This window comes from Lentihominibacter sp. (assembly GCF_046951855.1).
GTDB lineage: Bacteria > Bacillota > Clostridia > Peptostreptococcales > Anaerovoracaceae > Lentihominibacter > Lentihominibacter hominis.
Genome location: NZ_JBKTXS010000022.1, coordinates 24,892 through 36,364, shown reverse-complemented (window position 1 = coordinate 36,364; position 11,473 = coordinate 24,892). Strand labels below are relative to the sequence as shown.

Here is an 11,473-nt window from a genome sequence, read left to right as displayed (position 1 = left end):
TTATAAAGAAAGCTGCAGAGCAAGAGTTCTAAAAGTAACAGAAGGAAAAGATCCTGATGAGTTTATCAAGAAAAACGGAAGGAAAGCATTTATCCGGCTTATAGATAATGCTCAGCCTTACGGAGACTTTAAGCTTGATTTTGCGAAAGCCAAATATGATATGAACGATCAGCAGCAGCGTATAGATTATATAGGAGAAGCTGTTGATATTTTAAAATCAATGAAGCCGGTGGAAGCTGATATATATATAAAGAAATTAGCTGAGGACACAGGCGTTTCAGAGGGTGCTATAAGATTTGAGTATTTAGGCAATAATAGTCAGGTGAAGAATTTCGAACATCCTTCTGATATCAACCGCAGAACTGAACAGGAGGATAATAAGCGAGATTCAATGTCTCTTATAGAGAAGGATTTGATAAAACTCATGATTCTTGATTCCGGATATATCAATATTCCCGATGATATAAAGGAAACTGCTTTTGAAAGCAGCTCCGGGAAAAATATATATGAAGCAATGATTTCTTTATATGATGATGGGGAATCTGTAGATATGAATAAATTGAAGGACATATTGGATGAAGATGATATAGAGTGTCTGGCAGAAATAGAAGAAGAGCTAATTCCGGCAGGAAGAGAAAAAGCGGTATTTGATGATTGCATAGCTCGAATCAGAGAAAGGTCGCTGAAACGGCAGGAAAAAGAATTGATGATACGGCTTTCCATGGCTGACGAAGAAGAAAATCGTGAAGAGATCATCAAGCTCACAAGACAGCTTATTGAGATACAGAAAGAATTGAAGAAATAAGGGGGCATAGGAAATGGTTGAGATCAAAAATATAAACAGTAAAATTTCAGATGAAAATATTTCTGAGGAAAGAACAGTGAAAAGTGAAAAAAATATGCCGCTGAAAAATAAGACGGCAGAAACAATGATCTTAGATGATGAAACAAAGGCGCAGATAATAAAGGATTTAACAGAGAAAGCTGCTGCCAAGTCAAAAAAGGTGCTGACGTATACCGAAGTTTCGGACAGACTGGGAGATATGGATATAGATAAAGACCAGATGGATGATATTTATGAAACTCTCATGAGCAAGGGGATTGAAGTAAATCTGGAAAGTGAACCGGATGATATAGATCTTCTGGAAATAGATGAAGATGAGATAGAAGATCCTGAGGTGGAAGCTGTTATCGCAGAAAATCCGGGGGCTAAAGAGATAGATCTTGAAGCTACCATTTCAAAAAATATTGCGGTAGATGATCCTGTAAGAATGTATCTTAAAGAAATCGGAAAAGTTCCTCTTCTTACAGCTCAGGAGGAAATAGATCTTGCGAAACGTATGGAGCAGGGTGATGAATATGCTAAACAGAAGCTATGTGAAGCAAATCTCAGGCTGGTAGTGAGTATAGCAAAGAAGTATGTAGGCAGAGGTATGCTGTTTTTGGATCTTATACAGGAGGGAAACTTAGGTCTCATAAAAGCAGTGGACAAGTTTGACTGGACAAAGGGTTATAAATTCAGCACATATGCGACGTGGTGGATAAGACAGGCCATAACAAGATCTATAGCTGATCAGGCGAGGACTATAAGGATACCTGTTCATATGGTGGAAACTATAAATAAGCTGATAAGGGTATCAAGGCAGCTTCTGCAGGAGGAAGGAAGAGAACCTACACCTGATGAAATAGCTGCTGAAATGGGAATTTCTGTTGAAAAAGTCAGAGAAATACTTAAAATATCACAAGAACCTGTATCTTTGGAGACCCCTATAGGAGAAGAGGAAGACAGTCATTTAGGAGATTTCATTCCAGATGATGATGCTCCGGCACCTGCTGAAGCAGCTGCATTTTCGATGCTTAAAGAGCAGCTTGTCGATGTGCTGGGAACTCTTACGGAAAGAGAACAGAAAGTTCTTAAGCTCAGATTCGGTCTTGAAGACGGCAGAGCCAGAACATTGGAAGAAGTCGGCAAGAAATTTGATGTAACACGTGAGAGAATAAGACAAATTGAGGCTAAAGCTTTGAGAAAACTAAGACATCCTACAAGAAGCAAAAAACTCAAAGATTATTTGGAATAAAGATATGATCAATTTAAGTAATAGATTACAGACAATAGCAGGCAGAATAAGCAAAGGCGAAACCATGGCTGATATAGGTACAGATCATGGTTTTTTGCCTATATATATGGTCAATTCAGGTATATCTCCTATGGCAGTAATGACTGATGTGAGTGAATCCTCTCTCATGAAGGGACAGCGTAATTTCAGAGAATATGCGGATATTGGATCCGGTATATATTTCAGAACTGGCGATGGCCTTTCCGTATTGAAAAAGTCTGAAGTAGATACTGTTGTGATAGCGGGAATGGGCGGAAAACTCATAAGAGATATAATGAACGCAGATATGAAACTCACAAGTTCTTTCAGAAAATTCATTCTTCAACCCAGAATCAGACAGGGGGAGCTGAGAAAATGGCTTTTAGAAAACGGATTTACCATAATTCATGAAGATCTTGCTGAGGAAGGCAAGTACATAACAGAAATAATCACTGTACTGAGCCCGGGATCTGAGATACGTGATGATGACGGTCAGTGTCTGTGTATAACAGATTGTAATATACAGGGGAATAATGATAACATGATATTTTACAGATTGCCTCCATGGATAACCGAGGCAACAGGACCTGTGGAAGAATTCATTATGAGAAATCTTGACATAGAGAAAAAGAAATTGGAAAATGTGATGCTTTCAAAAAAACGAGATCATATTCTTGAAGCAAATATATGCAGCGCTATATATTATTTAAAGGGATTGTTGGAGGAATACAGAAAAAATGGATAACAAAAAGAAAAATACAGTGAGCGTTTTTGACATAGCAGATATCATAGAAACTATAGCTCCCGTTTCATTGCAGGAGACATGGGATAACAGCGGACTTATTATAGGCTTTGATGACAGAAAAATTCGCAGGATACTTACATGTCTTGAAATCGATGAGTCCGTTGCCGATGAAGCTGTTGATATGGGTGCAGATATGATAATAAGTCATCATCCTCTTATATTCAGCGGAATTAGAAAATTAAATTATAGGGAATCATATGACAGAGCTGTTATGAAGCTGATATCCGGCAAAATATCAGTTTATTCCTGTCATACACCATTTGATAAAGTAAAAGGTGGAAACAATGATATATTAGCCGGACGACTTGGTTTATCTTCAGTTAAAAATTTGAAAGGCGAAGATATAGTTTCTCCTGAAAAAATGTGTGAAAATAAGGATGAAGCGGATATAGGACGCATAGGAAAATTGAAGGAACCTGCCAGCTGTATTCAGATTGCAGGCATGGTAGCCGCACAGCTTGATATGAGTGTGAGGCAGATGAGGATAACAGGTGATCTTAATCGTGAAATAACTATCATAGGAATATGTACGGGGGCAGGCGCTGATCTTATGAAGATGGCTGCTGCATCAGGGTGTCAACTTTTTATAACAGGCGATGTTAAATATCATGAAGCCAGAGATGCTTTAGCTCATGGCATTTGTGTTTTGGATGCAGGTCATTATGGGACAGAAAAATTTTTTGCAGCGGTTATGAGAGAAAAATTACAGAAAAAAGTGCCGGAAAACGTAAAAATAATTGAATCAGCTATAGATCTTGATCCTTTTAGGATGCTGTAAGGATTTCTTTACAAAAGAAGTTGATTGTGTTATAAATATTAATGTTATAATTTTTTGGGTAAGACTGACAATCGCGTATATCTTCGGGATATATGAGGAAAGTCCGGGCTCCGCAGGGCAAGGATGCCGGATAACGTCCGGCGTAGGTAACTATAGGGAAAGTGCAACAGAAACATACCGCCGAAACGGATAATGCCGTGGTAAGGTTGAAATTGTGAGGTAAGAGCTCACAGGAGAATATGGTAACATATTTTCCGTGTAAACCCCATTCGGAGCAAGACCAAGCAGGACATAAAAAGCGGCGGCCCGTCGCTGTCCGGGAGGTAGGTCGCATGAGCCTGTCGGTAACGGCAGGCCAAGATAGATGATTGTCTGATACAGAACCCGGCTTATGTCTTGCCCAAATCTTATTGAAATAAAATTGATATTGCCGAATAAAAAACAGGGACAAATTATTATTATTCCCTTGCAAAAATTTGAAAATATAGTATAATGTAAAAGTCGCTGGATATGCGGATATGGCGGAATTGGCAGACGCGCACGGTTCAGGTCCGTGTGAGGGTTACTTCATGGGGGTTCGAATCCCTTTATCCGCACCACGAAAAACTAAAATGCAAATTTTTCAATGGTTAATGATCTTTGGAAATTTGCATTTTTGTTATTATGAAATAAATATTAACAGTGAAGAGTTTTAAGATGAAGCTGGAAGCGTCGGCATTTCTATAAGGGAAATAGCGTTTTAAGAAAGGGAAACAGATACAGTGCAGAAAAATTATATGGAACCGAGAATAGGAAATAATAATTTTTGGACATTGATAAAAGGTCTTATAGTAGGAGGAACAATGCTTGTTCCGGGAGTCAGCGGAGGATCCATGGCGATAATACTGGGCATATATGATGATTTGATTTATTCGGTAAGTTCATTTATGAAACATAAAAGTGCCAGCTTTAAATTTCTTCTGTTGTTTTCGGCAGGAGGGATACTGGGAATGTTTTTGCTTTCCAGACCGATATTATATCTTATAGAGGAATTTCCTATGCCTACTCTTTATTTCTTTATGGGTGCTGTATTGGGCGGAGTGCCTTTGATATTTAAAAAATCAGAACTCAAAAAGTTTTCCATAAGAGGTCTCTTTTATGTGGTTGTCGGTATAGTTATAGTTACAGCGGTGGCTTTTATACCGATAGGGGGTTCGGATTCTTCCCTTGACGCAGATTTGAAAGGAATGCTTTTTCTGGTTCTTGCCGGCTTTATAGCGGCTATAGCTTTAGTACTTCCCGGAATAAGTGTTTCATATCTTCTTTTGGTAATGGGGCTTTATGATGAAACTGTCACTGCCATAAGTCAGGTGTATATGCCGTTTTTGATTCCTTTGGGTTTAGGTTTGATATTGGGAATAATTTTGACTACTAAGATTCTTGAGAAAGCTATGTTACAATTTCCTCAGCCTACGTATCTTATGATTTTGGGATTTGTTTTAGGATCTCTTGCAGAAGTTTTTCCCGGTGTCCCTGCCGGAGCGGAAATAATATTGTGTGCTGTCACTCTGTCGGCAGGGATAGGAATTATTTTGTTTATTTCCAATAAATTTTGATTTTATTGAAGGTATGATGTGCAGTGTGGACATCTTCTGGCATGTATGGATATTTCGCTCTTGCAGTAAGGACATTCCTTAGTCGCAGGAGCTTTTTCTTTGGGTTTTCTGGCTATTGACATTGCTTTGTTCATGGCTTTTATCAGTATGAAAAGAGCAAAGGCTACGATGATAAAATTGATTATTGCCATGATGAATGAACCGTATTTAAGATCTACGCCTGATACAGTAACTGCCAGATCATTGAAGTCGACGCGGACCAGAAGGCCGATTATGGGAGAAAGAATGTCGTTTACCAGTGAAGTCACTATGGCTGTGAATGCGGCTCCGATGATGATACCTACAGCCATATCCATAACATTTCCTTTCATGGCAAATTCCTTAAATTCATTAAAAAACTTTTTCATTTGTTCACCTTGATTTTCTTTCTGTTTTCCTGTAACTTATTTAAAGTATTTTAACATTATTGCCGGCGTATGTAAAACCTTGAGAAGTATGTCGACTAAATTTTCTCTTTGTATAGAATATTTGTCCTTAAGGTATAAGCAGGTGTATAATAAATTTGTAATATTTTAAGGAAATGGGGAAAAAAATGAACAGGGAACAGCGCCATATGGATCGGATCAGAAAAAAAAGGAAAAGGCATATTATTCTCTTTATAATCTTTATTGCAGTTCTGATCGCTACAGTTTGTATAGGCCTCATATCATACATATCGACTAATGTTTATCAAAATGAGGATGAGTTTAGGGAATATGCGGATGATGAACTGAAGAAAACTTCACAGTTCAGTGTAAGAGGGAAAACCAAGATTGATTATGAATACGGAAGGCCCATATCGTATGTAATAGATTATGGCGTTTGTGACAATGAATCTATAGCAGTCTTTCGAGATCAGAAGATAAAGGAGATTAAAGAAAAGTATCAGCAGGATAAGAATGCTGAGGAAGAATCGAGGGCAAAGAGATATGAAGATCAGAGAAATTATAGACCTTTGGAACATGCCTTGATATTAAGATCAAGTGTATATGAATCAGATAAAGGAGTAATAAGCCTTTCTATATATGAATCAGAAAACAGTGAAAGAAAGAAGGACATGGAGCAGGATGCTTCGATGATATATACATATCAGTTTTCTGCTAAAACAGGAAAAATTCTTATACCTCAGCAGATTTTTTCAGAAAAATATAAAGAAATATGTTCTGAATTTTTTATGAAATATTTCAGAAAAAATTACAAAAAGGACGAATTAAAGGATGGGTGGCAAGATTATGTCACAGCCGGGGAGAATAATTTTAATAAATATGCTCTTACGGATACCGGTGTTACATTTTTTTTCGACGAAGGAACTGTACTGGACGAATCAAGGGGTGTCATATCTGCAGGAATCCCTGAGGCTGATATGGGAACGGGACTCAGAAATAAGATTCTGGAACGATATATAGATCCGACAAAACCTATGGTAGCTCTAACATATGATGATGGGCCGGGAGGCGGTGCGGAGACAAGGATACTTGAGTGCTTAAGAAAAAACGGCGATGTAGCTACATTTTTTTATCTGGGAAGCAGGGTTGCCGGAAATTCAGCTAACTTGAAAACTGCTTATGATCTTGGATGTCAGATAGGAACCCATACATGGAATCATCCTGTACTGACAAAGCTTAAACCTGAACAGATACAAAAGCAGTTTGATGATACTAATGCAGCCATAAAAGCAGTGACGGGAGAAGATCCTACAGCTTTCAGACCAAGCTACGGCGAGACAAACGATACCATAAATAAGATGTCAGCAATGCCTGTGATAATGTGGACCGTAGATACTCTTGACTGGAAGAGCCGTGATGGTAAAAAGATATTTGAAGAAGTCAAGAAAATGAAGAATCTTGATGGAAAGATAATATTGATGCATTCCATTTATGATTCTACTGCAGATGCTACAGAACTCATCGTACCATGGCTTAAAGAAAATGGTTATCAGCTTGTTACAGTAAGCGAGATGATAAAATACAAAACAGGAGAAGACCCTCAAAAAGGACAAGTTTACAGAACTTTTTAAATGTACTTATTTGATATAATATTAATTTCGTGGTAAACTAATAGTAATTAAGTATATATAATCAAAAATCAAGGCGAAATATGGAGAGTGTTGTATTATGTTAATTACGAGACGAAGTGATTATGCTATGAGAATATGTCGTGTTTTACGTGACGGAAAAGTACACAATGTCAGAGAAATCTGTCAGAAAGAAGATATTCCTCGGGCATTTGCATATAAAATATTGAGAGAGCTTGAAATGGCTGATCTTGTTAATTCAGAAAGAGGCAATCAGGGAGGATATTATCTCAATAAATCTCTTGATAAGCTGACTTTATATGACATCGTAAGCATTACAGAAGGGGATCTTGCAATACTGCACTGCATGAAGGAAGACTGTGTAAGAAATCCGGAAAGCATGCCTTGTAAAGTTCATCAAGAGATAGAGCGGATACAGACTATCCTCATAGATGAAATGAAACGAAAAACCATTGAAGAGATAATGGATTGAATAAAAACCTCTTTTATAATTTAAATAATATAAAAGAGGTTTTTATTATTATGATAATTTTTTGAGAGCCTCTATCATGTCAGACGGAAGAGGCGCTTTAAGATGAAGTTTCTCTTTTGTTATGGGATGAATGAAGGAAAGACGGGCTGCGTGAAGGGCCTGTCTTTCCATAAGATGTACATTATCTCCGCCATATAGCCAGTCTCCCAGTATAGGATGACCTATATGGGACATATGTACGCGTATTTGATGAGTACGCCCGGTTTCGAGAACAAGTTCTGTAAGCGTATATCCCATATGAGGGAATCTTTTTATTACCTTGTAATGGGTTATTGAGGGAGAGCCGTTTTTCATTACTCCTCGTCTTACATTTTCCGGATCAGGTCTTCCTATGGGCAGATCTATAGTACCGGAATTCGATTCAATCAGGCCCCGCACTATAGCTGTATAGCACTTTTTTACTGTACCTGCTTTCATCTGATTAGTGTAGTCGTTTTGGCAGTAGGCATTTTTTGCTATCACCAGAAGTCCGGAAGTGTCCATATCGAGGCGGTTGACAAATCGTATTTTAAAGAGCTGTTTAGTCTGCTGCATATAGTATGCAAGAGCATTAGCAACAGTTCCTGATGGATGTCCTTTCGTGGGATGGACTATAAGGCCGGGCTGTTTGTTTATGATAAGCAGGTCATTGTCTTCAAATATAGGATAAATAGGTATATTTTGAGGTTCAAAATTGCTTGTTTCTTCAGGTAGTGTAATTTTTATCACATCTCCTATCTTTGGTTTGATCCATCCTTGTGTCTGTTTTCCATTAAGCATCACAAGTTTTTCACGTTTTATTTTATTTCTCAGACGTGAGGAAAAGTCGAAGTGATTTCTCATTATATCTTTGATTTCAAGACCTTCGTCACAGGTCGTTACTTTGTGAATAAAATCTGTCATTGCTATGATTATGCCTTTCAGTTGTTTTATGAATACTACAGAAATTTTGTTTTCACTTTGTTCCAGAAATCGTAATTTTTGAATCTCATAAGCTGTACATAGGTTTCTGAGATCATTACGTCTATTTTTTTTACATTGGAATATTCGGTTTCTGTACCATCATTTACTATAAATATCATATCGTCATTGTGCTCCGGTATAACACCGAGAGAAAGATCTGAGGGCAGCAGTATGCTGGATGTAAAAGAGCGGTATGCAGTGGTGTTCATGGGAGCTATTGGAGTTACCTGCAGGAGCTTCAGGCGGGGATCGACAATGGAGCCTCCAAGAGAATAATTATAAGCTGTACTTCCTGCAGAGGTGGCGACAAGTATACCGTCGCCGCTGAATCTTTCTATGGACATGCCTCCTATAGATATGTCCAGATGTACAGAATAGGAGTGCCTGCCTTTTATGACGATCTCATTTAATCCCAAGTGACTGTTGCATGTACCGTCAAGTGTAGTTACCATAGCTTTTACTGTACTCAGTTCCTGTATAGAATACTGTCTGTTTTCATAATCAGAAATAAACATATCGAGATTTTCCGGAGATATTTCTTGGAAAAAGCCAAGGTGTCCTGTATTTATTCCTATCATAGGACAGCCGGGGAAATCGCATGAATGAACAGCTTTCAGAAGAGCACCGTCTCCGCCTATGCAGATAATAAGCTCTGCTTTTCCGGAATATTCAAAAGAGACTTCATAGCCTTTGTCTGTCAGTTTTTTTACGAGTATTGACCGGGTCTGAAGCGAAACATCAGTACCATTTGTAAATATGTCTATATATTTTTTCTTCATATTTTTCTCCCGATATGTTTTTAATCGATTAAATAAAACGTTAAACTAATTTTTCAAACTCATCAAGAAGATTCTTAAAAGTATTCATAGCTTTTTCTATAGGTGCCGGAGTACTCATATCGACGCCTGCTATTTTTAACAGTTCAATAGGATAATCCGATTCCCCGGTTTTCAGGAATTCTATATAAGCTTTTCTGGCAGGTTCGCCTTCTGTAAGAATTTTATCAGAGATAGCTGTAGCAGCAGAATAACCTGTAGCGTATTTATAGACGTAAAAAGCATTATAAAAATGAGGTATTCGGGCCCATTCGTATTTTATTGTATCATCTTTTTCGACAGCATCTCCATAGTATTTTGCATTGAGAGCCTCATACTGTTCGCACATTCTTTCGGCAGTGAGGACTTGCCCGTTTTCTATAGTTTTGTGAGTAATATCTTCAAATTCGGCGAACATGGTTTGTCTGAAAAGGGTAGTTCTGAATTCTTCTAAGTGAAGATTAAGAAGATATTTTCTCATTTCTGTATCTGTTTCTTTATTAAGCAGATACTGCATCAACAGAGATTCGTTAACTGTAGATGCAACTTCGGCAGTGAATATTGAGTGACTTCCGTATATATAAGGTTGGTTGTCTCTTGTATATCTTGAGTGCATAGAGTGTCCCATTTCATGAACTATTGTAAACACGTCTTTAAGAGTATCGGTATAATTCAAAAGTATATAAGGATAGCTGTCATAACTTCCGAAACTATATGCTCCGCTTGTCTTTCCTTTGTTTTCATAAACATCTATCCATCCCTGAGATATACCTTCGTTCATTTTTTCTATATATTCAGAGCCGAGAGGGGACAGTCCCGCACGCATAATATCAAGAGCTTCTTCATAAGGAACTGTTTTATTTGGAAGTTCTATGAGAGGTACATACATATCATACATGTACATTTTATCCAATCCCAGCATTTTTTTTCGTAGCTGTACATATCTGTGCATGACCGGAAGATTTTCATTAACTACAGAAATAAGATTATCATATACGTTTGCAGGTATATTATCTCCTGAAAGAGCTGCCGCTCTTGCAGAGTCAAATTTTCTTATTCTGGAGCCTATCACATCTGTCTTGGTATTATAGCTGTAGCAGGATGCGATAGTATTTACGAGGTCTTTATATGATGTGTACATTGAATCATATGCAGCTTTCCTGACATTTCTGTTGTGACTTTCCATAAATTTAATATAGTTGCCATGAGTAACCTGAATTTTGTCACCGTCTTCATCAATTATGGAACCGAATTTTATATCTGCGTTGTTAAGCATAGTGAAGATATCGTTGGTAGCGCCTGTGACTTCACTCATTTGTGCGAGAATGTTTTCTTCTTCTTCCGATAATATATGAGCTTTCTGACGAAGTGTATCCTTTATGGCAAATTCATATTCTTTGAGTCCAGGTTCCTTTTTTATGAAATCTAATATAGTTTTATCTGAAGCTGAAAGCAGTTCGGGAGTAAAAAAAGACATGGAAGAGGACACAGCTGCAATAACAGTACTGCATTTGCTTGTCATCGCCTGATATTTACTCTCTGCATTATTTTCATCACGTCTCATTCTGGCATAAACGAATATTTTTTCAAGGTCTCTCCATATGAGATCACGTTCTGTGTATGCAGCCAAAAGAGTTTCGGCATTTTCTGCAAGTCTTCCTGAGTAGTTTGCCGCATATTTTTCTGCGCGGTCTTTTATGGAATCTAAATCGCTGTTTACAGATGATTCATCACAAATCATAGCTTCGATATTCCATTTGTATTTTTTATCTATTTGCTCTCTGGTTTTCAATTCTTTTGAATTCATTTTTTCCCTCCGTAATAATTTACTTTATA

11 protein-coding genes, 1 tRNA gene and 1 other RNA gene are annotated in these 11,473 nt (G+C 37.6%); 9 read left to right on the top strand and 4 right to left on the bottom strand.

Translation table 11 applies throughout. The annotated features are described in order from the left end of the window. The 7 genes from ACLR96_RS07110 to ACLR96_RS07080 form a co-directional block, all read left to right on the top strand. The coding region (locus ACLR96_RS07110; protein WP_412265498.1) for a DnaB-like helicase N-terminal domain-containing protein at positions 1–805 on the top strand (805 nt) is incomplete at its 5' end. Positions 806–932: 127 nt separating this feature from the next. Next, positions 933–2,078, top strand: a complete 1,146-nt coding sequence (gene rpoD / locus ACLR96_RS07105) for an RNA polymerase sigma factor RpoD (RefSeq protein ID WP_412265500.1) — start codon at positions 933–935, stop codon at positions 2,076–2,078. Positions 2,079–2,082: 4 nt separating this feature from the next. Then, positions 2,083–2,841, top strand: a complete 759-nt coding sequence (locus ACLR96_RS07100; RefSeq protein WP_177268036.1) for a tRNA (adenine(22)-N(1))-methyltransferase TrmK — start codon at positions 2,083–2,085, stop codon at positions 2,839–2,841. Next, a complete protein-coding gene (locus ACLR96_RS07095) occupies positions 2,834–3,679 on the top strand; it encodes a Nif3-like dinuclear metal center hexameric protein (protein ID WP_177268034.1) in 846 nt (281 codons plus the stop codon). The genes ACLR96_RS07100 and ACLR96_RS07095 overlap by 8 nt, the downstream gene beginning before the upstream one ends. A gap of 55 nt (positions 3,680–3,734) precedes the next feature. Then, positions 3,735–4,086: RNase P RNA component class A (gene rnpB, locus ACLR96_RS07090), an RNA gene on the top strand. Positions 4,087–4,191: 105 nt separating this feature from the next. Next, positions 4,192–4,278: transfer RNA gene (locus ACLR96_RS07085), tRNA-Leu, on the top strand. Positions 4,279–4,440: 162 nt separating this feature from the next. Beyond that, entirely contained in the window at positions 4,441–5,274 is an 834-nt protein-coding gene (locus tag ACLR96_RS07080) for a DUF368 domain-containing protein (protein WP_412265496.1), read from the top strand. Positions 5,275–5,276: 2 nt separating this feature from the next. Here ACLR96_RS07080 and mscL read toward each other — a convergent pair whose 3' ends face one another. Then, a complete protein-coding gene (mscL, locus tag ACLR96_RS07075; protein ID WP_177270004.1) occupies positions 5,277–5,681 on the bottom strand; it encodes a large conductance mechanosensitive channel protein MscL in 405 nt (134 codons plus the stop codon). Positions 5,682–5,866: 185 nt separating this feature from the next. Between mscL and ACLR96_RS07070 the strand changes: the two genes are divergently transcribed. Next, entirely contained in the window at positions 5,867–7,330 is a 1,464-nt protein-coding gene (locus ACLR96_RS07070; RefSeq protein WP_177270002.1) for a polysaccharide deacetylase family protein, read from the top strand. 97 nt (positions 7,331–7,427) lie between these two features. Beyond that, positions 7,428–7,820 carry an Rrf2 family transcriptional regulator gene (locus tag ACLR96_RS07065; RefSeq protein WP_177270000.1) on the top strand — a complete coding sequence of 131 codons (393 nt, stop codon included), beginning with the start codon at positions 7,428–7,430 and terminating at the stop codon, positions 7,818–7,820. Positions 7,821–7,868: 48 nt separating this feature from the next. On the opposite strand, the gene ACLR96_RS07060 is transcribed toward ACLR96_RS07065, so the two are convergent. Genes ACLR96_RS07060 through pepF form a run of 3 tightly spaced genes read right to left on the bottom strand, consistent with a single transcriptional unit; the run spans position 7,869 to position 11,444 of the window. Then, entirely contained in the window at positions 7,869–8,762 is an 894-nt protein-coding gene (locus ACLR96_RS07060) for an RluA family pseudouridine synthase (protein WP_177269998.1), read from the bottom strand. A 35-nt stretch (positions 8,763–8,797) separates the two neighbouring features. Next, on the bottom strand, positions 8,798–9,601 hold the full coding sequence (locus ACLR96_RS07055; RefSeq protein ID WP_177269996.1) for an NAD(+)/NADH kinase: 804 nt from the start codon (positions 9,599–9,601) through the stop codon (positions 8,798–8,800). A 40-nt stretch (positions 9,602–9,641) separates the two neighbouring features. Next, entirely contained in the window at positions 9,642–11,444 is a 1,803-nt protein-coding gene (pepF, locus tag ACLR96_RS07050; protein ID WP_177269994.1) for an oligoendopeptidase F, read from the bottom strand. Positions 11,445–11,473: the final 29 nt, after the last annotated feature.

Bases quoted from the DNA above. Each gene is read 5' to 3' on its own strand.
- ACLR96_RS07100 (WP_177268036.1), top strand. From the start codon at position 2,083: ATGATCAATTTAAGTAATAGATTACAGACAATAGCAGGCAGAATAAGC.
- ACLR96_RS07095 (WP_177268034.1), top strand. From the start codon at position 2,834: ATGGATAACAAAAAGAAAAATACAGTGAGCGTTTTTGACATAGCAGAT.
- mscL (WP_177270004.1), bottom strand. From the start codon at position 5,681: ATGAAAAAGTTTTTTAATGAATTTAAGGAATTTGCCATGAAAGGAAAT.
- ACLR96_RS07070 (WP_177270002.1), top strand. From the start codon at position 5,867: ATGAACAGGGAACAGCGCCATATGGATCGGATCAGAAAAAAAAGGAAA.
- ACLR96_RS07065 (WP_177270000.1), top strand. From the start codon at position 7,428: ATGTTAATTACGAGACGAAGTGATTATGCTATGAGAATATGTCGTGTT.
- ACLR96_RS07060 (WP_177269998.1), bottom strand. From the start codon at position 8,762: ATGACAGATTTTATTCACAAAGTAACGACCTGTGACGAAGGTCTTGAA.
- ACLR96_RS07055 (WP_177269996.1), bottom strand. From the start codon at position 9,601: ATGAAGAAAAAATATATAGACATATTTACAAATGGTACTGATGTTTCG.
- pepF (WP_177269994.1), bottom strand. From the start codon at position 11,444: ATGAATTCAAAAGAATTGAAAACCAGAGAGCAAATAGATAAAAAATAC.